Source organism: Pseudomonas sp. 05N432, assembly GCF_056396945.1.
Genome location: NZ_JBFTMM010000028.1, coordinates 76,939 through 103,471 on the forward strand (window position 1 = coordinate 76,939; position 26,533 = coordinate 103,471).

Here is a 26,533-nt window from a genome sequence, read left to right on the forward strand (position 1 = left end):
TCATCGTTACGAGCCAATAATGCGCGCCACTTGGCTACATAGCTCAGTTGGTTAGAGCATAGCATTCATAATGCTGGGGTCCGGGGTTCAAGTCCCTGTGTAGCCACCAAGTACTAAAAACGGCTTACCGAAAGGTAGGCCGTTTTTTTATGCCTGAAGAAAAGTCCCCGGCCCACCGACGGCTCACATCGCTCTGTGAGCCGCAGGATTCATCAAGCGCCGAAGCCCTCGACTATAGCGTGGGCAATGCCGACAACGCCTTTTCCCATATCTGTCGGGTGCGAACCCAGACCATTTCCTGCCAGTCACTGTCGGCGGGATAGAACTGCTCAACAAGATTCAGTTTTATCGCCCGTCCCACGGCATCCCCCGGATTGCCGTGCAGGTGCAACCAGTGATCGTCACGCAGATGAGCATGCACCGCCTCTCCCGGGTAAGTGCCGCACTCGATGACAAACGGCATCAGGCGTACCTGCGGCAGCGCATCGAGCAGCGCCTGAGAAGTGTAGCCAGTGGCTGATGCCGCAATCCCGGTTTCGCTGTGGGTCTGCGCGCCGGTTTGAATGGTGTAGAGCCACGGCCCGTAAATAGCCTGCGCCTGTTCCAGTGCCGGGTAAGCCGCTTGCGTAACGGTCAGCAGCATCGGATGACCGTACTCTCCCGCACCGGAGTGCAGGTCGAAACACATCGCGACCTCGGCCTGCGAGAGATGCGCCGCAATGATCTGATGCAAGGTCCGGTTCGACCAGCTCGGCGCCAGCCCACCGTAAAACAGACCGTCGGGATGACTGTGCTGACCGCCCTCGACAATCGACATCACTGCCGGCCAGCCATGCTCGCTTAACTGCGCGGTGAGCAAGGCATCGGCGCGCTCGCGCTCCGGGCCGTGTAACAGGCTGAAGGCATAAATCGGGTGCAGCGCTGCATAGGCCTGGTTGTCTGGCAACGGCCGATCAAAGTTCAGGTGATTGCGGTTCAGGTCGATGTTGTCTTCGTTGACGCGACGCAACCACGCCGTGCCCCAGGGATTGATCAAGTGGATCATCACCACCGCGACATCGGTGGGCAGTGGGCGATTGCCGAACTCATTCAGCCAGTTGATCTGGCACTCCGAACCGTAGAAGCCCTCGACCCCGTGGGTGCCACTCAACATCACCAGCAGACGCTTTGCCCCGGGGTCACCGAGCACCGCCACGTCAGTGCTCAAGGACTCGCCAAACGGCCCTTTGAGTGGATGCGGGTATTCGGTCAACCGGGCGCCGGCTGCGGTCGCTGCCGCCACGAATTGTTCGCGCTGCGAACGGTAACTTGGCTGCGTTGGGAACTCGGTCTGCATGTCGGCCTCTTGTTGTTATGGACTTGTTATTAGCGAACATCTCGCGCCCCCGACCCTACAGAAAATCCCTGTGCCGAAGAAGGGCAAAGGTGCCCATCCATCGATCAATACACACAAGACCAGCGTTGCAGCTGACTCGAGGCGCAGATACAGTCGGTTGATTCTTTATCCCACGGACGGAGTGCCCACGTGTTCCCAACCTTCCATTTKAGTCGCTGCCGCCTGACTGCCCTGTCGCTGCTAGCCACCGCGCTGACCCTCGCGGCCTGCAGCGCCCCGCCCGCTTCGTCGTCCGTCAGTGCATTGCCGGTGGCCCCGGAAATCGCCTCGGGGTTTCGCACCGACCTGCACACCCAATACGCTGCCAAACACATGGCCGCAGCGGCCAACCCACTGGCAGCCGCTGCGGGACGGGAGATGCTGCGTCAGGGTGGTTCGGCGATCGACGCCGCCATCGCCATGCAAGCGGTGCTGACACTGGTTGAACCGCAATCCTCCGGGATCGGTGGCGGCGCGTTGATCGTGCTCTGGGACGGCAAGGCAGTACGCACCTACGACGGCCGCGAAACCGCACCCGCTGGCGCGACTGAAAAGCTCTTCCTGCAAGCCGACGGTAAACCCATGCCCTTCCCCGAGGCGCAGATTGGTGGTCGTTCGGTCGGAACACCGGGGGTGTTGCGTGCATTGGAGCTAGCGCATAAGCAGCACGGTCGTTTGCCATGGGCGAAGCTGTTCGAGCCGGCGATTGCCCTGGCGGAAAAGGGCTTTGCGATCTCGCCGCGCCTGCACACGATGATCGCCTCCGACCCGTTCCTGCCACGCTCCCCTGACATGGCTGCGTACTTCCTGAATGCCGATGGCAGCCCGAAAGCCGTTGGCACGCTGCTGAAAAACCCGGCACTGGCCAAGGTCCTCAAACGTGTTGCGGTAGAAGGCCCGAATGCGCTGTATCAAGGTCCTATTGCTCAGGAGATCGTCGCCAAGGTTCAAGGCAATGCCAACCCCGGCAGCCTGTCGTTGAACGACCTCAACGGCTATAGCGCCAAGGAACGCGCCCCGCTGTGCACCGACTACAAGCGCTGGCAAGTGTGCGGCATGCCGCCACCATCGTCGGGCGGGATTGCCGTGGCGCAGATTCTCGGCACCTTGCAGGCACTCGAAAGCGACGACAGTCGCCTCACTCTGGCCCGACTGAAACCGCTCAAGACCGATAAACCAGCGGGCCTCGAACCGGCGCCTGAAGCCGTGCACCTGATCGCCGAGGCCGAGCGCCTGGCGTACGCAGACCGCGCGCAGTACGTCGCCGACTCGGACTTCGTGCCGGTCCCGGTCGCCGGTCTGGTCTCCCCTGCCTACCTGGCCAGCCGCGCAACGTTGATCAGCGATCGCAGCATGGGCAGCGCCAAACCCGGCACGCCACCGGGCATTCAGGTGGCCTACGCCCCAGACCGCTCCCCCCTGCGGATTTCCACCTCGCAAGTGGTGGCCGTCGATGATCAGGGCGGTGCCGTGTCGATGACCACCACCGTTGAAGCGGCCTTCGGCTCGCACCTGATGGTGCAGGGTTTTATGCTCAACAATCAGATGACCGACTTCTCGTTCATCCCTGAAGAAAACGGCCACCCCGTGGCCAACCGTGTCGAGCCTGGCAAGCGCCCGCGCTCATCCATGGCGCCGACGCTGATCTTTGATCGTCAAAGCAGAGAACTGGTCGCGACACTCGGTTCGCCCGGCGGCTCGCAAATCATCGAGTACGTCGCCAAGTCAGTGGTCGGCCTGCTCGACTGGAACCTCGACCCGCAAGCCGCCATCAGCCTGCCCAACTTCGGCAGCCGCAATGGCTCGACCGAACTGGAACAAGGCCAGTTCAGCCCGGCGCTGATCCAGGCCCTCAAGGACAAAGGGCATACGGTCAATCAAATCGACATGACCAGCGGCACTCAGGCCATCGTTCGCGTACGCGACGCTCAGGGCAAAGCGTCCTGGGCCGGCGGCGCCGATCCACGGCGTGAAGGTGAAGCACTGGGGGATTGATCGACTCTGGAAATAACCAAGGGCTTACCGCGAGGCAAGCCCTTTTTTATTATCTGGCGCCAGTACACTGGATCGGTCGATCCCGCCAATCGCCCCATACCTTGTCCAGCCCCTCGGCATGGGACACGTCTGGCAAGACCACCACTTCCAGGCAGTCAGCCTGCCCTAGCGCCCGACGATAACTGTCGACCAGGGCCGGCGGTACGATGGAGTCGTCAGCCCCGACCAGATGCCGTTGCCGAACATGAGCCAGGCGCGCTCGGTTATCCAGGGGTTCCAGCGAGCCCTTGAGCGGGCTGAGGTTAAGTCGCTCGGCCCACAACCTGGGGCTGAGATTACCGGCCAGGGTTTGCACCTGAGCAATATCGTCGCGGCGAGCCGCTAGCAACAAGGCCAACGCGGCACCGCCGGAATAACCGATCAGCTCAAAGTCATGGTTGCCGTAGCGGTTTTTGATCTGGTTCAACGCCTGATCGAGACTGTCCAGCACCTCGGGAGAAAAGCGCCGCTCGGTCCACAGTGCCGGCACGCACCCTGGCGCACTGACGAACTGACAAGGACGCGCGAGGTAAAGACTCGGTGTCGGATCACTGAACGCCATTCCGGCGATCAGCAGTTGCCGTGGGCTGGGGTCGAGACTCGGCTGGGAAGCCGTCGCCCAGGCGTGGCCGTCACCTTCCAGGTAAAGACGAATCCGGCTGGTATCGGGACGTTTCAGCGGCGTGCTCAGCAGCAACGGATAAGCGTGAGTGGCAATGACTTCCACCTGCTGACCCTGCTCTGCCGCCAGCGCTTCAAGAGACTGCCTGGGGGACTGGCAACCACTCAGCAAAGCACCGAGCAACAAAGCAATCGTCAAGACGCCTGGCGTGCGCTTCATCTGCTCATTCCAATACATACGGTCACAGGCCTGGCCCTCTTCTGCGTTAGCACGGTTGTGGCCATACAACGGAACATTCAAGCCTCCCTTGCCAACTCAGGCACTCACATAGACCCACGCCTCGATCCCGGACGCCAGCACCACGCTGACTCGTTTGTAATCCGAGACTTCATAGCTGTCAGCAGCCGCCAACTCCGCTGGCGTGATCCGGAACACCATACCGGGGATCGGCACACTGTCAGCGCCGCCGGGACGCAGGATCGGATGGTGAGTCTTGCCGCTGGTGGCCAACACTTCAGGGTCGGTAATTTCGACCCAGGACTGCTCGTAACCCAGCATCTGGTCTGCGCTGCCGGACAGTTCGCGACCGAAGTTGGCGAGTTGCACGGCTTTGTCCTGCAGGGTTCCGTAGGAAAACAGGTAGACCTGCGTATTACCGGAATCGGTCATCAGCGAACCTCGTCTCTAAAAGTAGTGTTTCTTAACACGACAAGCGGAGCGGGTTAAAGACTCAGTTCCTGAGTAAAACGCAAATGAATCAATCAACCGGTTATCTGGCTGACAGCCAACCCGCACCTGAGCTACCGTGCTCGTCACCGAACACCCGGATACAAAGACTCCCCATGGGTAAGCAGAAAATCCTCACCGACTGGTTCCAGCGGGCCCCCTACTCGGGCGGGCTGGAGCGTATCGAGGCATTTTTCTCCGGTCATGGTTACGACCTTCATCGTCACGACACCTACGCCATCGGCCGAACCCTGGCCGGCGTGCAGCGCTTTCAGTATCGCGGCGGCTGGCGGCATAGCCTGCCGGGCGGGACCATGGTATTGCATCCCGACGAAGTCCACGATGGCGAAGCCGGCACCGAGGACGGCTTCAAATACCGGATGCTCTACGTCGAGCCCGCGCTGATCCAGCAGATGCTCGGCGGCCAGCCGTTGCCCTTTATCAAGACCGGCATTTCCACTGATCCACGCTTGTTCGCTGCGACTGAGGTCCTGTTGCAGAGTATCGATCGCCCCCTCGACCCGTTGGAGCAGCAGGATGCGCTGTTTGATCTGGCGCAGGCCATGAGCGCGGTATCGGGAGTGCCCACCCATCGTCAGAGCTTCGATTACCTCGCGGCAGAACGCGCTCGCGAGTTCATGCACAGCGCCCTCGACCAAACGGTGACCCTGGATCAACTGGCCGAACACAGCGGGCGTGATCGTTGGAGTCTGTCGCGGGATTTTCGCCTGCTGTTCGGCACCAGCCCCTATCGTTACCTGACCATGCGCCGCCTGGACCTGGTGCGCTCTTTGCTCATTCAAGGTGAATCGCTGACCAACGCTGCGCTGATCGCAGGCTTCAGCGATCAAAGCCACATGACCCGGCAGTTTGGCAAAACCTACGGCCTGTCACCCGCCCGCTGGATGAAAATGCACCGCCGCTGAGCCACGCACAATCGTGCAAGAAGTGCGCTGCTGCGCAGGCTACCGTGGGCTCACAATCACCAACGGGAGCCGTATCATGCAGACGTATCAAAGCCTGAATTTTGCCAACAAGCTTGCGCAGATCAACGAGCACTGGTCGCCGCGGGTCATCGCCGAAATGAACGACTATCAGTTCAAGGTGGTGAAGCTGCAGGGAGACTTCATCTGGCACGATCATCAGGACACCGACGAAACGTTTATCGTCCTTGAAGGCCAACTGCGCATCGATTTTCGCGATGGCCAGGTGCTGGTGTCCCAAGGTGAAATGTATGTGGTGCCCAAGGGCATCGAGCACAAGCCGTTTGCCGAACAGGAAGTCAAACTGCTGCTGATCGAACCCAAGGGTGTGCTCAATACCGGGAGCGAAGGTGGGGAGCGTACGGCGCTAAATGATCAGTGGATCTGACGAGGCTCAATCGTCCAGTTTTTTACCCGCCACCGGATCGCCGATTTTCAGGAAATGCCCACCGGCGACGTGGTGCAGCGTGCGCAATGCATCGTGCCCTTCGAAATGCCAGCGGCCATCGCTGAATACACGCTCGTCCGCCTGGGCGGCAATCACTTCGGCCAGGAACAGGTCGTATTGCTGGTGGTTGTGCGGCTCGGGCAGCAGCCGGCATTCCAGCCAGGCGACGCAGCCATCGAGCATCGGTGCATCGAGCTGTTCACCGGTGAATGTTTGTAATCCGTAGGCCTGGAACTTGTCTCGCTCAAGGCCGGACGTCGAGCCGACGGTTTGTACGATGTCGGCCTGAGCCGCGCAGGGTACGTTCAGCACAAAACTGCCTGAAGCTTCGAGCAACTGGCGAGTCCAGGTCGACTTGTCGAGCACCACGGCGATTTTTGGCGGTTCGAAGTCCAGCGGCATGGCCCAGGCCGCCGCCATGATGTTGCGCTTGCCGTCATGCTCCGCGCTGACCAGTACGGTCGGCCCATGGTTGAGCAGACGATAGGCCCTGGACAAGGGAACCGGCCGGCGATGGGAAACGCTCATGAGTGACTGCTCCGGAGAAAAGAGCGAAGTGTAGCGGTATCTGCCCGGACGTAGTGCGGAGCGAAACTGAATAGCGGCCTGCACCTCTCGACACGAGAGCAGGCTCGCTCGAGCCGGGCTTAGGTCGACAGCTGATTGGCGAACTGCCCGACCGCGTTGACCACCTTTTGCGCACCATCCTGGATCTCGACGATCACCGTGCCCGCCTCGGCGGCCAGCGCCAAACCTTGTTCGGCCTGGAGCTTGCCATCCGTCATCAGCACCACGGCATCGCGTGCCATGTCCTGGTTCTGACGCACTACACCGACAATTTCGTCGGTGGCTTTGCTGGTGCGCGAAGCCAGTTGCCGGACCTCGTCTGCCACCACCGCAAAACCTCGCCCCTGCTCACCGGCACGGGCCGCTTCGATGGCGGCGTTGAGCGCCAGCAGGTTGGTCTGTTCGGCAATGCCGCTGATGGTTTTGACGATGGTGCCGATCACCAGTGACTGTTCGTTCAGCGCCTCGATGCCTTCACCAGCCTGCTGCATGTGCTTGGCCAGCTCACGCATCACGTCCACCGCCTGAGTCACCACGGCGGTACCGCGCTGTGCACAGTTGTCGGTCTGCAATGAGGTGCTGTAAGCGATGTTCGCCGCTTCGGCAACCGCTTGTTCCTGATTGACCTGATCGGTGATCACGGTGGCGAACTTGACCACTTTGTAGAGCTTTTCGTTGGCGTCGTGCACCGGGTTGTAGGACGCCTCGAGCCAGACCACTCGGCCATGGCTGTCGACACGTTTGAAGCGGTCGGCCACGAACTCGCCGGCATTCAAACGTCGCCAGAAATCCTGATACGCGGAGCTGTTGTACTCCTCGGGCTCACAGAACATGCGGTGATGTTTGCCTATGATCTGTGCCAGGCTGTAACCCATACCGTTCAAGAACCGCTCGTTGGCCGCCAACACATTACCGTTGAGGTCAAACTCGATGACGGCTGTAGAACGAACCAATGCACCGATCAGGTTCTCGTGTTCACGAGACGCTTCGATGGTGCGGGTCAGGTCACTGGAGTAAATCGAAAAGTGTTTGATCCGGCCGGCCGAGCTACGAATTGGCTGGGCAATAGAACGCAACCATGCTTCCTCGCCACTGCCTCTGAGCAAGCGCACAGCGCCCGCGAAGTGCTCGCCACGGGTCAGGGCATTCTTGAAGCGCAGGTGAAATTCATCGGTCTTGACGTGGGCCGGAACGATCTCTTCGATGTGTCGGCCAATCAGGTCATTGCCCTTGTAGAGCATTTCCTGGGCGAAATTCTGGTTAATCGATTGCACCCGCCCATCAGGGTCCAGGGTGAGCACGAGCATCTCGCTTTCCAGGCTTTCCTTCACTTGTTGAAGGCTGGAGAGTTCCTCACGAAGAGCCGACAGCTCCTGCTTCAAGCGTTTATTGAACATGGCGATGCACCGATGGGCAGGGTTGAGAGCGTCCTTCAGATTTACCATCGGCCTTACCCGGCTTTTCTGAAGAGCTTTGCCGGGTTGTCCTACAAAAATAGTTGGCATCTAGCCACTATGCGCCCGTAATGCCTCGTTCGAGGTCGACATGATCGTCGCGCTCGAGCCTGGGCTCGCACGCGTGGGTAAGACCAGCCTTACGATTAAAGTGCCTCAGGGACTGCAGGCCACGCCAGCCGCATGATCGACCCGTGGCAGGCGTGAACCGAAGTACAGCGCTGCGCCAATCCCGGCCGCCCCCATCACCGCGCAGAACATCACGCAGATCCATGGGCTCCACGGCATCAGGCCAATCAGCAACAACGGCGTGATACTGGCCCAAATGGCGTAGGCAATGTTGTAGGTGAACGAAATCCCCGAGACACGAATCCGCGCCGGGAACAGGTTGACCATCACCGACGGCACCGCACCGACCACCCCGCAACCCAGACCGGCAATGGCATAGGCCAGGCCAATCCAGTGTGCACCGCCAATCAGGCTGGCGTAGAGCACGCCAATCCCCAACGGCAGCAGCAAGCTGTAGAGCATCACTGTGCGCCAGGCGCCGATGCGGTCGACGATCAACCCGGCGATCACGCAGCCGACGTTGAGAAACACGATGCCCAGACTGCTCAGGGCGAAGGTATGACTGGCACTCATGCCGAAAGTCTTTTGCATCATGGTCGGGGTGATGACGACGAAGGTCACCACCGCCGAGGTCAGCACGCAGGTGAGAAGTACCGCCGGCAGCATTGCCAGCCGATGCTCACGCAACACTGTGCGCAGCGGCAGTTCGACATGCCGTTCGCGACTGGCCTGCATGGCCATGAACACCGGGGTTTCATTCAACCAGCGACGCAACCAGACGCCAATCACCCCGAACACGCCACCTAACAGAAACGGGTAACGCCAGGCGTAATCGAGGATCTCCGTCGGGGTGTAGACCCGCGCCAGCAAGGTTGCCGTCAATGCACCGATCAAGTAACCAAAGGTCAGCCCGGCCTGCAGGAAGCCCAAGGCATAACCCCGGTGCCCGGCCGGTGCGTGCTCGGCCACGAACACCCAGGCGCTTGGCACTTCACCACCCACCGCCGCGCCTTGTAGCACTCGCAGGAGCAACAACAGCAACGGTGCGAAATAGCCGATCTGGGCGTAGGTCGGCATGATCCCGATCAGCAGGCACGGCAGCGCCATCATCAGGATGCTCAGGCTGAAGACCCGCTTGCGCCCCAGCCGGTCTGCGAAGTGCGCCATCAGAATCCCGCCCAGCGGCCGCGCCAGGTAACCGGTGACAAAAATCCCGAAACTTTGCAGCAAACGCAGCCACTCGGGCATTTCCGGAGGAAAGAACAGTTGGCTGAGGGTCAGGGCGAAAAATACGAAGATGATGAAGTCGTAGATTTCCAGTGCCCCGCCGAGCGCCGCCAGGCCCAGGGTCTTGTAGTCAGACCGGGAAAACGGTGCCGGCCGTGCATCAAGGATGGCAGTCATAAAAATGCTCTGAAATGGGCAAAAAAACACGGCGCCCATGGTCTACGCAAAAACACGTTCGAACAACCCGTTAGACCATAGTCCCAAGTCTGCAAAACAGCACCGCAAAAACATCTTGATTGATTTACTGTTTATGTCTGAGCGCAAGGGCCTGCGCGGCCCGGCTCGCACCACAATAAACATAAAAATCGAGGTACTCCCGTGGCCGCTGCAATCGAAGATAGCCGCTCCGCCCGCTTTGCCCTGCACTGCTCGAACTTTGCCGAACGCTGGTTTCCCGACTCCTGGGTGTTTGCCGCGCTCGCGGTCATTATCGTTGCCGTGGCCACCATGATCATGGGCGCCAAGCCCACCGATGCCGCGATGGCCTTCGGTGACGGCTTCTGGAGCCTGATCCCGTTCACTATGCAAATGGCCTTCGTGGTGATCGGCGGCTATGTGGTCGCCAGCTCGCCACCGGCGGTGAAACTGATCGACCGCCTGGCGCGCATCCCGAAAAACGGTCGCTCGGCCGTGGCCTGGGTCGCACTGATTTCCATGGTTGCGTCGTTGCTTAACTGGGGGCTGTCTCTGGTATTTGGCGGTTTGCTGGTGCGTGCACTGGCGCGCCGTACCGATCTGCGCATGGATTACCGCGCTGCCGGTGCCGCCGCTTACCTCGGGCTCGGCGCAGTCTGGGCGCTGGGACTGTCTTCGTCGGCAGCGCAGTTGCAGGCCAACCCGGCCAGTTTGCCGCCGTCGATCCTGTCGATCACCGGGATGATTCCATTCACCCAAACGATTTTCCTCTGGCAGTCCGGTGTGCTCTTGCTGGCGCTGATCGTGGTTTCGTTGATCATTGCCTATGCCACCGCCCCTGGCCCGAACTCCGCCCGTGACGCCAAGGCCTGCGGCATCGACCCAAGCTTCAGCCTACCGGCACCACAGCCACGCACTCGCCCCGGCGAATGGCTGGAATACAGCCCGATACTGACCATTTTGCTGGTGCTGTTGGCCGCCGGATGGTTGTTTCACGAGTTTTCGACCAAACCGGCGATCAGCGCCATCTCGGGCCTGAACACCTACAACTTCCTGTTCCTGATGCTTGGCGCACTGCTGCACTGGCGCCCGCGCAGCTTCCTGGATGCGGTGGCCCGCGCGGTGCCGACCACCACGGGCGTGATGATCCAATTCCCGCTGTACGGTTCCATAGCCGCGCTGATGACCGTAGTCAAAGGCACCGACGGCCAGACCCTGGCGCACCACATCTCGACCTTCTTCGTCAGCATTGCTTCCCACGACACCTATGCCCTGCTGATGGGCGTGTATTCGGCGATCCTCGGTTTCTTCATTCCGTCCGGTGGCGGTAAATGGATTATCGAAGCGCCGTACGTGATGCAAGTCGCCAACGACCTCAAATACCACCTGGGCTGGGCCGTACAGATCTACAACGCCGCCGAAGCCCTGCCCAACCTGATCAACCCGTTCTATATGCTGCCGCTGCTTGGCGTGCTCGGTTTGAAGGCGCGGGACCTGATCGGGTTTTCGTTTGTGCAACTGCTGGTGCACACGCCGCTGGTGCTGTTTCTGTTGTGGGCGCTGGGGACGACGCTGACGTATGTGGCGCCGGTGATGCCTTAGTAAAAATGGGGCTGAAACCCTCTTGTCACCTCGCCGTCATATCTCGCTGCTAGCGTCCAGCCGAAATATACGGCAACACTTTTCCGCAAAACAGGATTCAGGATGAACGACGACAAAACCGGCAACGATGCGCCTCCTCCAGCAGACGACAGCCCCACCGACACCAGCCGTCGGCGCTTTCTGGGGGGCGTTGCAGTCCTCGGTGTCGGCGCAACGCTGAGCGCGTGCGGCAATACTGGCGAGACTCCGGGTAAGCCTGAAGAGCGGCCGCTGTCGCCTGCCGAGCTGGACAAGGCGTTGCGCGATCAGGTGAAAAACGTGGTGGTGATCTTCGCCGAGAACCGCAGCTTCAATAACCTGTTCAGTGATTTTCCTGGCCTTGAAAAACCGTTGTCAGCCCTCAAGCCTGAGGACTATCAACAGCGCGACCGGGATGGCAGCCTGCTGGAAACCTTGCCGCCGGCCTGGGGTGGCGTGTTGCAGATCGGTCCGCAAACCCTCGATGGCGTGACCTATCCGAACGAAACCCAATTCCAGCAACACTTGCCCAACGCCCCCTACGCCCTCAAAGGCCCGAATGGCGAAGACTTGCCGTTTGGTCTGGTGACGCGTGATCTATGGCATGTGTTCTATCAGAACCAGATGCAGATCAACGGCGGCAAGAACGACCGTTTTGTCGCCTGGGCCGATTCGGGCGGCTTGACCATGGGGCATTACGCCCAAAGCCGTTATTCCCTGCGTCTATGGGACGTAGCTCGGGAGTTCGTGCTGTGCGACAACTTCTTCCAAGGCGCTTTTGGCGGCTCGTTTCTCAACCATCAATACCTGATCAGTGCCACCGTGCCGTTTTACCCGGATGCCGCCAACTCGGTGGCCAAGGCGCAAATCGCTTCGCTGCAAAGCGATGACCCGCGAGACACGCGCCTCAAGCCGCTGGAAAAATCCCCGGCCAGCGCCATGAGCGGTCCACCGCAGTTCGGCCCCAGCGCCCTGACCCCGGATGGTTACGCGGTCAACACCATGGCCCCGCCTTATTGGCCAACCTGGATCCGCGACCCGGAACGCCCGGAATACGCCAAAGCCGATCTACCCAGCGTGCTGGTACCGCAAACCCACGAACACATCGGCGACAAGCTGTCGAAGAAGAACATCGACTGGGCCTGGTACGCCGGCGCCTGGCAGGCGACGCTGGACCAGTTCAAGGACTCGGGGGGCATTCCGAAGATCCCCAACTTCCAGTATCACCATCAGCCGTTCAACTACTTCAAGCAGTTGGGTCCGGAAAACCCGGCCGAACGCAGCAAACACCTGCGTGATGGCGGTCTGGGTGACGAGTCGACCACTAACCGGTTTTTTGCCGATGCCGAAGCCGGGAAGTTGCCGGCGGTGAGTTTCTACAAACCCCAGGGCAACMTGAACATGCACGCCGGTTACGCCGACGTGGCATCCGGTGACCGGCATATCGTCCGTGCCCTGAAGGTGCTGCGTGAAAGCCCGCAGTGGAAAAACATGGTGGTGGTGGTCACGGTCGACGAAAACGGCGGCTGGTGGGACCACGTCGCGCCGCCGCAAGGTGATCGCTGGGGCCCAGGCACGCGGGTGCCGGCGCTGGTGGTGTCGCCATTCGCCCGTAAAGGCACGGTGGATCACACGGTGTACGACACCGCGTCGATCCTGCGGTTGATCACCCGGGTGTTCCAGCTTGAGACGCTCGACGGGATCAAGCAGCGCGATACCGCAATGATTGCCCGAGGCCAGAAGCCGATGGGCGATTTAAGCAATGCGCTGCATTTTTCCGGCTGATTGACTTTCAGTCTTGCGATCTTTTCGCGTGGGTACTAGACCTATCAACGCAAGTGGTTTCAGTATGTAACCGCCCTCGCTTTCGAGGACCCACGCTGAAAAGGATCTGAGCATGTTCAAACTCGCAGGATTGAGCCTCACCCTCGCCGCCCTTACCTTGAGTGCTACCGCCCACGCCGATACCGACCTGAAACTGGGCAGTACCGAACGGGTAACGCAGCTGTTCGCCTACCCCAACAACTGCAACGTGATTTGCTATCGCAACTGGACGCTGGAGCAAACGGTCGAGCACTACCTGACCCAAAGCGTTCAACGAGATGGCTACGCCACGGCAAAGGTCCATGTAAAAACCGATAACAATCAGCTCTACGCAAACATCAGTGGCGTGCCAAAGGACTACGCAAAACCGTTGACTGCATTGCTCGATGCCGGGGATCTGGCCCACGCCGGCGCCAACAAGCTGAATGCCGACGGCAAGTGGGCGTACAGCTGGTACCTGTTCCTGCCCTTGGGCATGGCGCTGGAAAACCGCAAAAGTGTCGAGCTGCTGCACTTCCCACCGGACTATTCGCTGACCCAGGCCCAGGATTACCTGGAATCGAAGACCACCGACCGCTGGGCCACGCTACTGACTGCCAACGGTATCGCCGCCGGACAAACACCGGCCTACCAGACCATCATCGATATCGCGCCGATTGCCGCCCCTTCCACCGCCGGCAAGGACCTTGAAGGCGTCTACGGCTACTTCAAGGACTACCAGACCACCCTGGTCAAGCAATTCAGCCAGACCAGCAGCGGCGTGACCTTGCCGATGGTCGCGTTTGGTGCACCGGTGCGCAACTGGGTCAAGGAGCAGTATGGACAGACCGTGGCCGTGTTGGGCCTGGCACAAATCATCCCGACCCCGGGCGTGAAGGTGCCGGTACTGGGTTCCAACCACCCTAGCTACATTTGGTATGCGGCCGACCCGGCGAACTATAACGACGATCAGGCCAAGGCCGATGCCGTGGGTTTGAAGGTGATGGGGCAGGACTTGAGTGCGGCTTGCTGGCAAGCGGGTATGGGCAGCAAACCCGGCAGTGACCCGAGTGCACAACTCAACACCTGCACGCAAACCTGGCAAGTGGCCCAGAAAGAGAAAACCTGCGAGCTGTTCTACACCTCGATCCGCAATCTGACGCCCGAGCAAGCCGCAACCAAGTGTTCGGCCCCGGACATCAAACCCCAACTGGAGCAGTTGAAAGTGCCTGCACCCGCGCTGGCTGCATCGCACCTGTAATCCTGCGGGCACACCTGCTGCGTAAGCATTCGCTGACGCAGCAGGCAGCCTCTATCGCCTGTCAGATCTGACAGTAGACCCTCTGTTTCATTTGCGAGACTCTTTAGACGTACCCATGTGCTGCAGGGCTGGCAGGATCGCCAGCCTCCTGTGGTCGCAGCGCCCAATAAACAAGGATCGTTATGAAACCCCAGGCCAGCGACAAGGCAGCTACGCTGTCGAGCTGCATTTACCCGAACAAAGAACTCAGGGCCCGTCAGGGCTACCCCTCCAAAGCTCACTTCACGGTAATCCAGACTGACGATGGGCGCGGTGCGGCAATCACGGCACAGCGCAATTACCTGCGTATCAGTCGTATCTGTCGGGTGTCGGGACTGCTGATCCATACCCGCCGTTTGCATACCCTGCAACTGGCGCCGGGTATCCACGTCTACGATCCGTTTTTTTCCGGGCTACTGCTGCATTCCTGCGACCCGAACGTCTTTCTCGACATGAGCGAACTGTGGCTATGGGCGCTGAAGGACATCGCACCTGGCACTGTGCTGTGCATGGACTACGCCAGCACTGAAGAGAAGCTGACGCGTCAGTTCGCCTGTCAGTGCGGCTCGCCCGATTGCCGCGGCTGGATCACCGGCTACGATGATCCGCCAAACGCCGAAGGCCAGAAGTTCTTGCAACACTGGCATCGACATAACCCCTGATAAACGGAGGCTCAGCGCCGTTTACAAGGCACCGACCGGACGCAAGCGGTATTGCGGCGGCAGTTGTTCGAAACCGCTGATAGTCGCGTTCAGGCTCTTCCAGCGACCATCCTTGATGCCGTAGATGCAGCCGTGAACCGACAGGCTCTGCCCGCGGTGCCAGGCATTTTGCACAATGCTGGTATGGCCGACGTTGGCCACTTGCTGAATCACGTTGAGTTCGCAGAGACGGTCGACCCGCTCTTCTTCAGTCGGCAATTGACCAAGCTCTTCGCGGTGTTCGTAATACAGATCGCGAATCGAGCGCAGCCAGCCGTCGATCAGGCCCAACTGGCGGTCCTGCATCGAGGCGCGCACACCGCCGCAACCGTAGTGGCCGGTGACCAGGATGTGTTTGACCTTGAGCACGTCCACCGCGTACTGAATCACCGACAGGCAGTTGAGGTCGGTGTGCAGCACCACGTTGGCAACGTTACGGTGCACAAACAGGTCGCCAGGTAGCATGCCGACGATTTCGTTGGCCGGTACGCGTGCGTCGGAGCAACCGATCCATAGGTATTCAGGGGTTTGCTGGCGGGCCAGTTTGGCGAAAAACTCAGGATCTTCCTGATTGATCGCATCGGCCCAACGCGCGTTGTTATCAATCAGATCTTGTAATTCGTTCATGCTCTGAAGCCTCAAGAATGGTGCGTTGCTTTGACAGACAACCGCCCGTCGGGGTCACGCGGGTGTTGCAGGTAGTCGAACAATAATGTCTTGGAATCTTTAAGGGTAACGCCTGTCCACCTTATAAGGCCCCACATTATGAGGAATTTCCATGACTGATTCACGACGTCCTTATGGCGCGGTCCAACCCGAGCCTATCGACGACAACGAAGACCGCATGGGTTCGATGCGCGAACTGGACTTCGATGAAGAAGAACCCGGCGAGACCATCGGTGGCCTGACCCGCGAGCACGAGCGTGAGCAACAATTGCCCAGCAAACGCGTACCTGAAAAAGGCACGGGCGGTGCCTCGGCTGACGACGACCCCATTGACGACGACATGAGCCCGGAAAACCTGATCCGCGAAGATGGCGCCCGCGACGCTCATGAAGCTGGAGAAGACTTCAGCGCCGATTGGGACTTGAGCATTGTCGATGAAGACGAAATCGGCGGCGGCAACGGGCTGGATGAGGCGGAACTGGCAGAACGCGATCCGGTTGATGGCAATCGTTGATCTCTAGTGTCTGAAAGACCGCCATCGCGAGCAAGCTCGCTCCCACRTTCGATGGGTGTCGAATACAAAGCCCGTGACCAACATACCCCCTGTGGGAGCGAGCTTGCTCCGGGCGGCGTTCCGACGATGCTTTTAAGGCTCAATCCACCAATGTGCAGGCCATCACCACCGCATCTTCACGCCCACCGACTGCCGGGTAGTAATCGCGGCGGCGACCGATTTCATTGAAACCATAACGCTCATACAGACGGAACGCCGCCTGATTGCTGTCGCGCACTTCCAGGAAACATTCCCGGGCTTTGGCTTCATAGGCACGGGACATCAAGTGCTCAAGCAGCCTCAAACCCAGCCCGCGCCCCTGGTTTTCCGGCTTGACCGTGATGTTCAGCAGATGCGCCTCATCGAGGATGATCTGCACGACGCCGTGGCCAACCTGTTGCTGACCTTCGAACATCAGCCAGATCTGGTATTTGCCCAGACCATCAAGAAAAATCCCACGGGTCCAGGGATGGCTGAACGCCGCGTATTCGATTCGCAGTACAGCGTCCAAATCCGCTTCAGTCATCGGGCGGAACGATACAGCGTCACTCATTCGATTCTTTCCAACGCGCCATCAGCCGACGCATGGCTTGCCAGACATCAGCCTTACGCTGTGGCTCTTCCATTAATAATTCCAGGCCGGGCAGCGCCCAGACCGACCCCAGGCCTTCGACCTGAAGCTCACGATTGTAAGATTCAGCGTTCGCCTCACCGGCAAAACGCACCGCCGGCAGACCGATCAACCATAGACACACACAAGGCGCGTCTTCCAGGCGAGCCGAAAGGAACCCTTGAACGAAATCACGGGCAGCCTCCGGGCCTTGATCCATGGTTCCACGTGCCAGCAGCGGCCAGCGGACCGGTTCGCCGACAATTTGCGGGCTGTCTGGCAGGCCGGCGGCGCGCAGCATGTCCTTGAGCAGCAAGTAGGCCGGATCGCGAGTCTGGAACGCACCGCCTGTGGGTAACTCCACCAGCAGCAGGCAACGGCCGGCACGCAGCAATTGCAAGGCAAAGCGCGGTGGCGGCACTTGCGGCGCCTTGGCCGCGACCGGTGCGTCTTCGACCTCTTCGACCGGCTTGCTCGCCGGGCGCGCGACCGAAGGCGTTGGGCGCGGCACTTCGACCTTGACCCGCTCGGCCGGCTTGGCCACTGGCTCTGCAGCAGCTTTCGCGACCTGAGCCGGCGCAATCGGCGTTTCGACCAACGGCTCTGGCGCTTCCAGCAGCTCGGGCCGCGACGGCGCGGCAAAGGGCAATTCAGTGCGCGGCAGCCAGTTGACCACCTGCATGGCGGTCAAATAGGCGCGGCGACGGGACTCGATAAGCAAAGGTCGGCCACTTGTGGATAACGGATAGTGCAGGGATTCTACCGCCCTTCGCTCAAGATCGCCCGCAGTTGATCGATAGAAAAGCGACTGTCCGTCCCGTCGATCTCTCGAGAGTGATTCCCATCGCACGTGATGCAGTACAATCGCTGCTTTTAATCGCCAACCAGCCGGCCATTCCAATGATCGAACCCAAGCGCGTCTTGCGCGCCCTCGCCGAACACTGGGCACTTCTGGAGCCTTTGTGCGAGCACTTCGACCAAGGCACCCTGAGCCTCAACGAACTGCGTTCACAGCTGGCCGCCCAGCAACTGGACAGCACGCCACAGGACATCACCAGCCTGCTGGACGTGTGGATCCGCCTCGACATTCTGGTTCCGGTGGCCAAAAGCCCGAACCGTTTTGAATTGAACGCGCAGATTCACGACTTCCTCGCCTACCTGCGCCGTGAGCACCGTCTGGGCCTGTGCCTGGAAATCGAAGCCTACCTGCGCCATCTGGAGCGGCTGGCCGGTTACATTCAGGACGCCTTCGACATCCGCGACGGCAATGATCTGGCGCGCCAGCTGCGTTTGCTCGACATGCGTGTGCGCGATGTCCTGAAAAAGCTCGCCAACGACGAACAGGCCCTGGTGGCCGTCGCCGAACGGGCCAAGACCAGCGACCGACAGATCCCGTTGCGTCAGCGTTATGCCGAAGTGTTGGCAACCTGGGACGAATACGTCGAACCGATGATTCAACTGGTCAACGCCGACGGCGCCTTCGAGCAAGGCGTACGCAAGGTGGAAAACGTGCTGTTGCGCATGCTCAGCGAACAACAGCGCCTCGGCCATCTGGTCGACGACGATATGTTGCTGCGTACCCACGCGCGCATCCTCGAAATGCAGACCAGCGCCCAGCTAACCTTGCGTCACGCTCGCGAGCTGTTGCTACCGCTGCGCGAAGAAGCCCGCCGGCACAACGCCGTGACCCGTGGCGCGGCGCTGGCCCTGTCGATGATCCGCCGCAAGGGCATCGACGCAGTACCGCAAGCGGCGATGCCGATGTTCACCCGACCGCAAAGTACCTTCCTCGGCAGCGCCAGTCAGGTCGAAGCCTACGTTTATGCACTGGCGCGTTTCGAGCCAAAACCGGCGCGTTTCCCCAAGGCCCACAAAACCCAAAAAGGCGAAGCCCCACGGGCGCCACGCACCGTTCGGGAAATGCTCGAACGCTGCGAAGACGCTCTGCCGATGCCGGATTTGATGACCTGGCTGCTGGAACAGGAACCGGACGGCGCGACCGACGAGTTGCTGTACTGGTTCTCCCGTCTGTCGCGGGAAAAACGCTTCAAACGCGAGCGCCTGGAACGCCGCGATTACCACACTCACGAGCACCAGGTCAGCCTGCGCTCCTTCGCCCTGCTCTCGGCCCGCGATGACGCGCCCGAGAATTCCGCGAGCACTCCTCATGCATCTTGATCTATCCGAACTGTCTCAGCTGGCACCGATCTTTCGCGAGCTGTTCAAGGGCTACCACGTCAGCCGTCGCGATCCTGAACTCTACGCGCAGCTGTCGAACTTTCAGGACCAGTACCGCACGCTGTTCAAGGCCCTGGGATTTGAACTGGTCTGCGACACCCGTGGCTTCTACTACTTTGTGCCGGACCTCGCCGCGGCGGCGGTGAACAAAACTGCCCAGCGTCTGGCGCTGTTCACCTTCATCCTTGTCGAGCATCTGGCCGACCAGGGCCGCGATCCGATTGCCGTGCTGGATGGTGGCAGCCTCGGTCGCGATGAACTGCCGTCATTGCTGGAAAAGTACCGCGACCTGTTCATTCAGGCCGAAGTACAAACCCAGGAAGAACTGGAAGAAAAGATCATGCGCCGCATGACCCAGCTCGGTTTCGCCGGCGAAGAGAATGGTATCTACCGCTTTCTGCCGCCGATGCACCGCTTCCTCGACGTTTGCCTGTCAGTCCAGCAAGACCGTGACCTGGCCGCCAGCCTGCACAGCGTGCTGCCATTGCCGGCGCCAGTGCTGATCGATGACGACAGCGACGAAAAACTGCTGCAAACCGATGACCCGCTCGACCTTAGCGATTTCGCTGAAGAAAGCGAAGAAGACGCCCTGGCCCGTGCCATTGCCGAAGAACAGGAGCTCGACGCATGAGCAAGGAACGCTACGGCATTCGCCGCTTTGCCCTTTTGAACACCGCCGGTTACAGCCTCGGTCTGTTCCCGCTGGAAGAGCCGCTGTCGGTCTACGGCGCGAACAACCTTGGTAAATCCGCCTCGATCAACGCCTTGCAGTTCCCGATCCTGGCGCGCATGTCGGACATGAGCTTCGGCAAGTACAGCCTTGAACAGTCGCGGCGTTTCTATTTCGCTACTGACACCAGTTACATCCTGGTCGAAGTCGCCCTGCCCCACGGCCCCCACGTGATTGGCGTGGTCGGACGCGGCCCGGGCGGCGGTTTCGGTCATCAGTTCTTCGCCTACGCCGGCAAACTGGACCTGGCCCATTATCAGAAAAACGATACCTGCCTGCGCCAGAAAGAGCTGTTCACCAACCTTGAGCGCGAAGGCCTGAAAGCCTATGAACTCAAGCCGGATGAATTGCGCCGCTTGCTGGTCGGTGGCCACACGTCGGTCCCGTTGGACCTGACGCTGATCCCGCTGCGCTCCACCAGCGAGCAGAGCCTGAAAACCTTCCGCGCACTGTTCATCAACCTGCTGCACATGCGTGAAATCACTGCGGCCAAGCTCAAGCAGTTGTTCCTCGATGCGTTCGAACACAGCCTGCGTTCCGGCAGTGTCGATTACATTGCCGCCTGCGAAGAGGCCTTCCGCGACGTGCGTCGCATGGAGCAGGACTACAACTCGCTGGTCACCGCCGGTCCGTTGGTCGAAGCGCTTGCTGCCGGCGTTACCCAGCGCAACATCCTGCGCGGCAAGTTGCACCGCATCTCACCGTTGCTCGACTCGTTGCTCGGCACCTGGTCGGACTACGCCAGCGCGCGCAAGGAAGAGCTGACGATTCAGGCCGAACACTACCGCAACGAGCAGGACGCACTGCAAAACGATCAGCGCGGCGGTACTCAGGAACTGATGCGCCTGGAGCGCGAAATCACCGGCATCCAGCGCTGGCTGGGCGAGTTGTCGGTGCTCAAGCATCGCTTCGCCCTGGTCGACGACGTCAAGGTGCTTGAGCAACAACTGCTCGCCGCCAAGGACGCACACGATGAGCTGGCCGGTGCGCTGGCGCAGTCCCGCCAATTCAGTGCCGAAGACCTCGAAGAGCGTCTGCGGGACCTGGAAAAACGCCTGAAGTCGGTCAAACAGCAGCTCGATCACGCCGACAACAACAGCTACGCCCGCTTGCGCGAAGAGTTCTCGCAACAGGACGTCGAACGCCTGATGCGTCTGTTCAACAGTGCGCTGTTCAGCTTGCCGCTGGGCGAACATGGCATTGCCCTGGACGAAGACGGCCAGTGGGTCAAATCCATGGAGCTGATCCTCGACGGCTTCAAAGGCGAGCGCTTCGAAGTGCCGGGCCTGTCCATCGACCTGTCGCACATCGAACCACCGGCCCTGCAAGCCCTGGCCGACCGCGCCGCGCTGCGTGATCAGAAAGACCGTCTGGACAAAGAACTCAAGCAACTGAAAACCCAAGCGGCCGTCGTGGCGGACCGCGCGGCCAGCAAGACCCAGACCGAAGCGCTGTACCAGCAAGTGCTGGATGCGCAAAAAGCCCTGGAAGACTTCCGCCGCTCGCAAACCCTGAGCGCCGAGGAAGGCGACAAGCTGGAACAACTGGCGCAGATGGAAGCTGCACAGGACGAGTTGAAGCGTTCCAGCGACGCCTTCACCGAACGCGTCCAGCAACTGTCGGCCAAGCTGCAACTGGTCGGCCGGCAGATCGGCGACATGGAAGCCAAGCAACGCACCCTCGACGACGCCCTGCGCCGCCGTCAGCTGTTGCCGGCAGACTTGCCGTTCGGTACGCCGTTCATGGACCCGATCGACGATTCCATGGACAACCTGCTGCCGCTGCTCAATGACTATCAGGACAGCTGGCAAGGCCTGCTGCGTGTCGACGGGCAGATCGAAGCGCTTTATGCGCAGGTTCGCCTCAAGGGCGTGGCCAAGTTCGACAGCGAAGACGATGTCGAGCGTCGCCTGCAATTGCTGATCAACGCTTACGCGCACCGCACCGACGAAGCCCTGACCCTCGGCAAGGCCCGCCGTGCAGCGGTGACCGACATCGCCCGGACCCTGCGCAATATTCGCAGTGACTACGACAGCCTTGAACACCAACTGGCGCTGTTCAACCGCGAGATCAACAAGCGTCAGGTCTCCAACTTGCAAAGCTTCCGCATCGTGCTGGCGCCGAACAAGGAAGCCCTCAAGCACATCGACCAGATCATCCACAGCGCTGGTCAGTATGAGGAAGGCGAAACCCTGTCGGTGTTCGACCTGAGCCAAAGCGCCGATCAGGACAACAAGAACGAAGAAGCCAAGGAATACCTGGCGCGGTTGGTGGCTGCGAACCACAACCAGTTGGGCCTGAAGGACCTCTTCGAGCTGGCGTTCGAAATCACCAAGGTCAACGGGCAGCCGGTGATTCATACCGACATCGATGGCGCGGCGTCCAACGGCACCACCATGACCATCAAGGCGCTGACCAACATGTACTTGTTGCTGCACTTGATGGATCGCGACCAGGCCGGGCGCGTGCGCTTGCCGTACTACCTCGACGAGGCAGCGGACATCGACGAGAAGAACCAGGCCGCCCTGCTGGAAACCAGCCTGCAGCTGGGCTTCGTACCGATCCTGGCCAGTGTGAAGCCGCAGGTCTGCGCCAGTGTCGCCATCGACCTGGAAGGTGGCAGCGGGCCGCATGGTATCTACATCGACGAGGCGGACTGGAAGTACATTCGCCGGCATGACGAGGTGAAGGCTACGGTCAACGTTGAGTCGACCGAACCGGAACTGGACGAGGTCTGATCCTTTCACCGGCGTCGTAACGAAAAAGGCCGCGGTCCAATGGATCGCGGCCTTTTTTATGGTTGCTGTTGCGGGCTATTTACCGAGAGAAATCTTCGGCGCCCAGGTCAGCCACTCGTCTTCGAACTTGTCGAACAGCGGGAAGGTCTGTTCAGGTCGTGCGGGGGTTCCCATCCGATCACCATCCGGTGTCGCGAACGCAATACCGCCCTGAATCAGCGTCTCCAGCGACTCGGTTCGCACCGTTGCGCCTTTGAACAAGCCAAAGTCCAGGCCAAAGCCACTGGTGTTCCAAAAGCGCGTTCCGCTGCGTACCAACGGCGCGTACTTCGGCTCGATCAGGATGTGGACCAACACGCGATCCGCAGTTTGACCCAGTTCATAGCCGGTGACCTTGCCGACGGTAATTTCACGATAAGTCACCGGCACGCCAGTTTTCAGCGAACCACGGCGAGCGGCGCTCAACACCAGACTCAGACCGGCCTCTTCCTTGACAGACTCCGGAGGATTGGCGAGCGCCACGAAGCTCTTCTGTGGCCCAAGGTTTTTCGCGGCGGGCTGAACCTCGATGTACTGCCCGGAGACCAGGGTTTCCAGGTTGGACGTTTTGATCAGGCCCAATTCCGGCTTGACCACCCAGAACTGGCTGCCGACTCGAGCAATGCGCTCTGGCACTTCGGTGATGCGTGCGGTGAGCAGCACAGATTGCAGATCATCACTGAGGTCGACGTTTTCCACCTTGCCGACATCCAGACCTTTGAAGCGAATYGGCGTGCCAGTGCGCAAACCGTCGGCACGATCGACTTTGATCGTGACTACAGCGCCTTTCTGGCTCGCCTCCTCACGGTTGGCGAACAAGCGGAAACGCGGAATCCGCTTCTGCAACGGCGCCGTAGCTTTCGGTGTTTCGAACGCAATACCACCGGCCATCAGGCTTTGCAGGGATTCGCTTTTGACCTGAATCCCGCCGGTGAGGCCACCGGTCAAGGTAATTCCGCTGGCGTTCCAGAATCGCGTCGAGGCGTTGACCAGTCCTTCGTACTCCTTCTCGATGTGTACACCGATGATCAACTGCTTTTTGGTACGAGAGAACTGATAGCTCTGCACCGACCCGACCTTGACCTGCTTGTAGAGAATCGGACTCCCGACTTCCAGCGAACCGAGGTTTTCGGTGAACAGCACCAGGTGCAGACCTGGAGAACGCAGATCCAGCGGCGGCGGCTTCGGCCGGGCCTCGAATTCGCGTTGCGGCGCGCCGCCCTTGTCGCCAGGGCGCACAGCAATGTAATTACCTTTTACCAACGCCTCCAACCCGGTGATCCCGGCCAACGAGATTGAAGGTTTGACCACCCAGAACTGGGTCCCGGTCACCAGGTAATCTTCGGCAAGCGGGTCCAGGGTCAACTCGGCTGTCGCGCTGGACAAGTCCGGGTCAATCTTGAGCGTTTTCAGGTTACCGACCTGAATGCCTTTGTACATCACGGGTGTGCGGCCGGCCTGCAGGCCTTCGAAGTCACTGAGTTTCACTTTGACACGAATACCGGCCTGAGCGGCGTCGAAGTCTTCATAGAGACGAAACGGCAGGCTCGGGTCAGTGGGTGGGCTGTCTTTACGGTTGTCCGGCGTGGCGAAGGCAATACCGCCCGCGACGATACTCGCCAGCGACTCGCTGCGTACTTTCACCCCTGACAGATTAGCGTYGATGCTGATCCCGCTGGCATTCCAGAAGCGCGTATGTTTGCGCACCAGATTGGCGTAGGTGGGTTCGATAAAGACTTTGATCTCGACGGTGCTCTGGTCTTCGGACAGCAGATAGCTTTTCACCTGGCCGACCTGGATCTGCTTATAGAACACCGGACTGCCACGGTTCAGGGAGCCCAGACGATCAGCCTTGATGGTCAAGTGCAGGCCTGGCTTGGAGTCAGACAGCGGTGGCTCCTTGGTCAAGGCGGTGAACTTGCGGCTTGGCTCACCCTCACCTGGGCTGATCGCCACGTAATTACCTGAAACCAGCGTTTCCAGGCCAGTAATCCCGGCCAGCGTGACGCTCGGTTTAACCAGCCAGAAGCGCGTACTGGTCTTCAGGTATTGTTCAACGTCCTTGTTCATTTCGATGGTGGCGATAACCCCGCGGGTTTTGCCTTCATCATCCAGCGTCAGGCTTTTTACCTTTCCGACCGGCATACCTTTGTAGACAACTTCGGTCTTGTTGGCCTGAATGCCCTCGCCACTTTCAAAGCGAACCTGAACTTCAATACCGGTCTCATTGTAGGCACGCCAGCCCAGCCATCCGCCAATCATCAAGGCGATCAAGGGCAGAACCCAAATGGCCGACCAGTTCGAAGCCGGTCGAGTTTTAGCTTTAGGCAAATCAGTCATGGTCGTCGTCCGACTCCGTGTTATCCCAAATCAGTCGGGGATCGAAAGTTACTGCAGCAAGCATTGTCAAAATCACCACACTGGCGAAGGCCACCGCTCCGAGATTCGCCTCGATACTGGCAAGTCGACCAAAGTTCACCACCGCCACCAGAATGGCGATCACGAAAATATCCAGCATTGACCAGCGGCCAATGAACTCGATAAACCGATACATCACGATACGTTGCCGTGCGGATAAAGGCTGACGCCGCTGTACCGAAAACAACAGCAATGCGATGCCCACCAATTTGAAGGTCGGTACCAAAATACTTGCGACAAACACCACGGCAGCAATCGGAAACATCCCGTGCTGAACCAGGGTGATCACGCCGGACATGATGGTATCGCCTTCACCCTGCCCCAATGTGCTGACGGTCATGATTGGCAACACATTGGCGGGTATATAGAGAATCGCTGCGGTAATCAGCAACGCCCAGGTACGCATCAAACTATTTGGGCGACGCGCATGAACCAGAGCTCCACAGCGAGTACATGTCTGCTCGTCGGTGTCCGGTTCCTGTTTGTTGAGCTCATGGCATTCGATACAAATCAGAATGCCCGCATCAATTGCCCGCATGAGCATCCTCTCCTGACAGCGCTTGCCAGATCTGATGAGGCGACATCACCACCTCAAGTAAAACCTGCACCAATAGCAAACTGATAAAGCATGCCAGACCCAAGCCAACCGTTATCGACGCAAGGTCAGCCAGCTTGACGATGGCCACCAGCACGCCCATCAAATAGACCTCGAGCATTCCCCAATCGCGTAGATGGTGATAAATGCGATAGAACAGCAAGCCGTAACTGCGCCCTATATCAAAACGAATGCTCAGCAATACCAACAACTGACAGAGCAACTTGAGCAGCGGGATTCCCATGCTGCACAGAAACACCACTACTGCCACGCCTTGCATCCCTGTATCGAATAGGCCAACGACACCACTCCAGACAGTGTCGTGCGACGATTGTCCGAGTAAATGGAGTTGCATGATGGGCAAAAAATTCGCCGGAATGTATAGCAGCAGGGCGGCGATTACTAAGGCGAGGCTACGTTCCACGACATTGTGCCGGTGGGCGTAGAGCTCATAACCACAGCGCGGACATAGGGCTTTCTCGCCATGAGCGAGTTGCGGCTTGCGCATCAACAAGTCGCATTCATGACACGCCACCAAGTCGTCCAGCGGTAAATCTGACAGCCCAGAGGCGTCAACCGGATCTGGCATAAAGGGCTCGGGTTCTGAAAATGACCGGCCTATTCTAGTGTTCTGGCCGAGAAATAACTGTGCAAATTTGTCCGGATTCCGGAATCAACTTTCTCGCAGGCAAAACAAAACCCCAACTGCTTTCGCAATTGGGGTTTCGGAATTTAATCTTGACGATGACCTACTCTCACATGGGGAAACCCCACACTACCATCGGCGATGCATCGTTTCACTGCTGAGTTCGGGATGGGATC

The 26,533-nt window shown here is 59.6% G+C and carries 23 protein-coding genes, 1 tRNA gene, 1 rRNA gene and 1 pseudogene; 12 read left to right on the forward strand and 14 right to left on the reverse strand.

The window, feature by feature from the left end; translation table 11 throughout:
* Nucleotides 1-32 precede the first annotated feature (32 nt).
* Nucleotides 33-109, forward strand: a tRNA-Met gene (locus AC1DHT_RS27695).
* A gap of 123 nt (nt 110-232) precedes the next feature.
* On the opposite strand, the gene AC1DHT_RS27700 is transcribed toward AC1DHT_RS27695, so the two are convergent.
* A complete protein-coding gene (locus AC1DHT_RS27700) occupies nt 233-1,336 on the reverse strand; it encodes a DUF2817 domain-containing protein (protein WP_427545572.1) in 1,104 nt (367 codons plus the stop codon).
* 189 nt (nt 1,337-1,525) lie between these two features.
* Here AC1DHT_RS27700 and ggt point away from each other — a divergent pair, with 189 nt between their 5' ends.
* Nucleotides 1,526-3,370 (forward strand): gamma-glutamyltransferase, encoded by a 1,845-nt coding sequence (gene ggt, locus AC1DHT_RS27705; protein ID WP_477761549.1) that lies wholly within the window; start codon nt 1,526-1,528, stop codon nt 3,368-3,370.
* Between the two features lie 49 nt (nt 3,371-3,419).
* Here the strand turns inward: ggt and AC1DHT_RS27710 are convergent, their stop codons facing one another.
* On the reverse strand, nt 3,420-4,250 hold the full coding sequence (locus AC1DHT_RS27710; RefSeq protein ID WP_427545568.1) for an alpha/beta hydrolase: 831 nt from the start codon (nt 4,248-4,250) through the stop codon (nt 3,420-3,422).
* A 96-nt stretch (nt 4,251-4,346) separates the two neighbouring features.
* Complete coding sequence (locus tag AC1DHT_RS27715) at nt 4,347-4,700, reverse strand: gamma-glutamylcyclotransferase family protein (RefSeq protein WP_427545566.1); 354 nt, start codon at nt 4,698-4,700, stop codon at nt 4,347-4,349.
* A gap of 173 nt (nt 4,701-4,873) precedes the next feature.
* Between AC1DHT_RS27715 and AC1DHT_RS27720 the strand changes: the two genes are divergently transcribed.
* Together AC1DHT_RS27720 and AC1DHT_RS27725 are read left to right on the forward strand one after the other, a co-directional pair.
* Nucleotides 4,874-5,683, forward strand: a complete 810-nt coding sequence (locus AC1DHT_RS27720) for an AraC family transcriptional regulator (protein WP_427545564.1) — start codon at nt 4,874-4,876, stop codon at nt 5,681-5,683.
* A 76-nt stretch (nt 5,684-5,759) separates the two neighbouring features.
* Nucleotides 5,760-6,128: a cupin domain-containing protein gene (locus AC1DHT_RS27725; RefSeq protein ID WP_427545562.1), complete on the forward strand. Its 369-nt coding sequence runs from the start codon at nt 5,760-5,762 to the stop codon at nt 6,126-6,128.
* Nucleotides 6,129-6,134: 6 nt separating this feature from the next.
* Here the strand turns inward: AC1DHT_RS27725 and AC1DHT_RS27730 are convergent, their stop codons facing one another.
* From AC1DHT_RS27730 to AC1DHT_RS27745, 4 genes and pseudogenes are all read right to left on the reverse strand, one after another.
* Nucleotides 6,135-6,716: a flavin reductase family protein gene (locus AC1DHT_RS27730; RefSeq protein ID WP_427545560.1), complete on the reverse strand. Its 582-nt coding sequence runs from the start codon at nt 6,714-6,716 to the stop codon at nt 6,135-6,137.
* A gap of 119 nt (nt 6,717-6,835) precedes the next feature.
* Nucleotides 6,836-7,267: a methyl-accepting chemotaxis protein gene (locus AC1DHT_RS27735; protein WP_237142992.1), complete on the reverse strand. Its 432-nt coding sequence runs from the start codon at nt 7,265-7,267 to the stop codon at nt 6,836-6,838.
* Between the two features lie 108 nt (nt 7,268-7,375).
* A pseudogene (locus tag AC1DHT_RS27740) lies at nt 7,376-8,260 on the reverse strand (PAS domain-containing protein); the annotation flags it as partial.
* A 105-nt stretch (nt 8,261-8,365) separates the two neighbouring features.
* Nucleotides 8,366-9,682: an MFS transporter gene (locus AC1DHT_RS27745; protein WP_427545558.1), complete on the reverse strand. Its 1,317-nt coding sequence runs from the start codon at nt 9,680-9,682 to the stop codon at nt 8,366-8,368.
* Nucleotides 9,683-9,883: 201 nt separating this feature from the next.
* On the opposite strand from AC1DHT_RS27745, the gene AC1DHT_RS27750 reads away from it, so the two are divergent.
* From AC1DHT_RS27750 to AC1DHT_RS27765, 4 genes are all read left to right on the forward strand, one after another.
* On the forward strand, nt 9,884-11,302 hold the full coding sequence (locus AC1DHT_RS27750) for a short-chain fatty acid transporter (RefSeq protein ID WP_427545556.1): 1,419 nt from the start codon (nt 9,884-9,886) through the stop codon (nt 11,300-11,302).
* A 102-nt stretch (nt 11,303-11,404) separates the two neighbouring features.
* Complete coding sequence (locus AC1DHT_RS27755) at nt 11,405-13,105, forward strand: acid phosphatase (RefSeq protein ID WP_477761550.1); 1,701 nt, start codon at nt 11,405-11,407, stop codon at nt 13,103-13,105.
* A 112-nt stretch (nt 13,106-13,217) separates the two neighbouring features.
* On the forward strand, nt 13,218-14,384 hold the full coding sequence (locus tag AC1DHT_RS27760; RefSeq protein WP_427545552.1) for a hypothetical protein: 1,167 nt from the start codon (nt 13,218-13,220) through the stop codon (nt 14,382-14,384).
* A 182-nt stretch (nt 14,385-14,566) separates the two neighbouring features.
* Complete coding sequence (locus tag AC1DHT_RS27765) at nt 14,567-15,085, forward strand: lysine methyltransferase (RefSeq protein WP_427545550.1); 519 nt, start codon at nt 14,567-14,569, stop codon at nt 15,083-15,085.
* Between the two features lie 21 nt (nt 15,086-15,106).
* Here AC1DHT_RS27765 and can read toward each other — a convergent pair whose 3' ends face one another.
* Entirely contained in the window at nt 15,107-15,751 is a 645-nt protein-coding gene (gene can, locus AC1DHT_RS27770; protein WP_103318388.1) for a carbonate dehydratase, read from the reverse strand.
* A 151-nt stretch (nt 15,752-15,902) separates the two neighbouring features.
* Here can and AC1DHT_RS27775 point away from each other — a divergent pair, with 151 nt between their 5' ends.
* On the forward strand, nt 15,903-16,304 hold the full coding sequence (locus AC1DHT_RS27775; protein WP_427545548.1) for a serine kinase/phosphatase: 402 nt from the start codon (nt 15,903-15,905) through the stop codon (nt 16,302-16,304).
* A gap of 139 nt (nt 16,305-16,443) precedes the next feature.
* Here AC1DHT_RS27775 and rimI read toward each other — a convergent pair whose 3' ends face one another.
* Nucleotides 16,444-16,896 (reverse strand): ribosomal protein S18-alanine N-acetyltransferase, encoded by a 453-nt coding sequence (rimI, locus tag AC1DHT_RS27780; protein ID WP_427545546.1) that lies wholly within the window; start codon nt 16,894-16,896, stop codon nt 16,444-16,446.
* A complete protein-coding gene (locus AC1DHT_RS27785; protein ID WP_427545605.1) occupies nt 16,889-17,635 on the reverse strand; it encodes an energy transducer TonB in 747 nt (248 codons plus the stop codon). Before AC1DHT_RS27785 ends, rimI begins: the two co-directional genes overlap by 8 nt.
* Before the next feature lie 218 nt (nt 17,636-17,853).
* Here AC1DHT_RS27785 and mksB point away from each other — a divergent pair, with 218 nt between their 5' ends.
* The 3 genes from mksB to mksF are packed head-to-tail and all read left to right on the forward strand — an operon-like array spanning nt 17,854 to nt 22,659.
* Nucleotides 17,854-19,131, forward strand: a complete 1,278-nt coding sequence (gene mksB, locus AC1DHT_RS27790) for an Mks condensin complex protein MksB (RefSeq protein WP_178098849.1) — start codon at nt 17,854-17,856, stop codon at nt 19,129-19,131.
* Entirely contained in the window at nt 19,121-19,822 is a 702-nt protein-coding gene (mksE, locus tag AC1DHT_RS27795; RefSeq protein WP_427533594.1) for an Mks condensin complex protein MksE, read from the forward strand. Before mksB ends, mksE begins: the two co-directional genes overlap by 11 nt.
* Nucleotides 19,819-22,659 carry an Mks condensin complex protein MksF gene (gene mksF, locus AC1DHT_RS27800; RefSeq protein ID WP_347928881.1) on the forward strand — a complete coding sequence of 947 codons (2,841 nt, stop codon included), beginning with the start codon at nt 19,819-19,821 and terminating at the stop codon, nt 22,657-22,659. Before mksE ends, mksF begins: the two co-directional genes overlap by 4 nt.
* A gap of 75 nt (nt 22,660-22,734) precedes the next feature.
* Here mksF and AC1DHT_RS27805 read toward each other — a convergent pair whose 3' ends face one another.
* From AC1DHT_RS27805 to rrf, 4 genes are all read right to left on the reverse strand, one after another.
* Complete coding sequence (locus AC1DHT_RS27805) at nt 22,735-25,038, reverse strand: PqiB family protein (RefSeq protein WP_477761551.1); 2,304 nt, start codon at nt 25,036-25,038, stop codon at nt 22,735-22,737.
* Nucleotides 25,031-25,654, reverse strand: coding sequence for a paraquat-inducible protein A (locus tag AC1DHT_RS27810; RefSeq protein WP_019693707.1), 624 nt, complete (start codon nt 25,652-25,654; stop codon nt 25,031-25,033). Before AC1DHT_RS27810 ends, AC1DHT_RS27805 begins: the two co-directional genes overlap by 8 nt.
* Nucleotides 25,641-26,300, reverse strand: coding sequence for a paraquat-inducible protein A (locus tag AC1DHT_RS27815; protein ID WP_427547470.1), 660 nt, complete (start codon nt 26,298-26,300; stop codon nt 25,641-25,643). Before AC1DHT_RS27815 ends, AC1DHT_RS27810 begins: the two co-directional genes overlap by 14 nt.
* Before the next feature lie 147 nt (nt 26,301-26,447).
* A 5S ribosomal RNA gene (gene rrf / locus AC1DHT_RS27820) occupies nt 26,448-26,533 on the reverse strand; the annotation flags it as partial.

Coding starts and splice junctions, on each gene's coding strand:
- AC1DHT_RS27775 (WP_427545548.1), top strand. CDS start 15,903: ATGACTGATTCACGACGTCCTTATGGCGCGGTCCAACCCGAGCCTATC.
- AC1DHT_RS27725 (WP_427545562.1), top strand. CDS start 5,760: ATGCAGACGTATCAAAGCCTGAATTTTGCCAACAAGCTTGCGCAGATC.
- AC1DHT_RS27710 (WP_427545568.1), bottom strand. CDS start 4,250: ATGAAGCGCACGCCAGGCGTCTTGACGATTGCTTTGTTGCTCGGTGCT.
- mksB (WP_178098849.1), top strand. CDS start 17,854: ATGATCGAACCCAAGCGCGTCTTGCGCGCCCTCGCCGAACACTGGGCA.
- mksF (WP_347928881.1), top strand. CDS start 19,819: ATGAGCAAGGAACGCTACGGCATTCGCCGCTTTGCCCTTTTGAACACC.
- AC1DHT_RS27745 (WP_427545558.1), bottom strand. CDS start 9,682: ATGACTGCCATCCTTGATGCACGGCCGGCACCGTTTTCCCGGTCTGAC.
- mksE (WP_427533594.1), top strand. CDS start 19,121: ATGCATCTTGATCTATCCGAACTGTCTCAGCTGGCACCGATCTTTCGC.
- can (WP_103318388.1), bottom strand. CDS start 15,751: ATGAACGAATTACAAGATCTGATTGATAACAACGCGCGTTGGGCCGAT.
- AC1DHT_RS27760 (WP_427545552.1), top strand. CDS start 13,218: ATGTTCAAACTCGCAGGATTGAGCCTCACCCTCGCCGCCCTTACCTTG.
- AC1DHT_RS27735 (WP_237142992.1), bottom strand. CDS start 7,267: ATGCGTGAGCTGGCCAAGCACATGCAGCAGGCTGGTGAAGGCATCGAG.
- AC1DHT_RS27765 (WP_427545550.1), top strand. CDS start 14,567: ATGAAACCCCAGGCCAGCGACAAGGCAGCTACGCTGTCGAGCTGCATT.
- AC1DHT_RS27715 (WP_427545566.1), bottom strand. CDS start 4,700: ATGACCGATTCCGGTAATACGCAGGTCTACCTGTTTTCCTACGGAACC.
- AC1DHT_RS27700 (WP_427545572.1), bottom strand. CDS start 1,336: ATGCAGACCGAGTTCCCAACGCAGCCAAGTTACCGTTCGCAGCGCGAA.
- AC1DHT_RS27785 (WP_427545605.1), bottom strand. CDS start 17,635: ATGCAGGTGGTCAACTGGCTGCCGCGCACTGAATTGCCCTTTGCCGCG.
- rimI (WP_427545546.1), bottom strand. CDS start 16,896: ATGAGTGACGCTGTATCGTTCCGCCCGATGACTGAAGCGGATTTGGAC.
- AC1DHT_RS27815 (WP_427547470.1), bottom strand. CDS start 26,300: ATGCCAGATCCGGTTGACGCCTCTGGGCTGTCAGATTTACCGCTGGAC.
- AC1DHT_RS27720 (WP_427545564.1), top strand. CDS start 4,874: ATGGGTAAGCAGAAAATCCTCACCGACTGGTTCCAGCGGGCCCCCTAC.
- AC1DHT_RS27810 (WP_019693707.1), bottom strand. CDS start 25,654: ATGCGGGCAATTGATGCGGGCATTCTGATTTGTATCGAATGCCATGAG.
- AC1DHT_RS27730 (WP_427545560.1), bottom strand. CDS start 6,716: ATGAGCGTTTCCCATCGCCGGCCGGTTCCCTTGTCCAGGGCCTATCGT.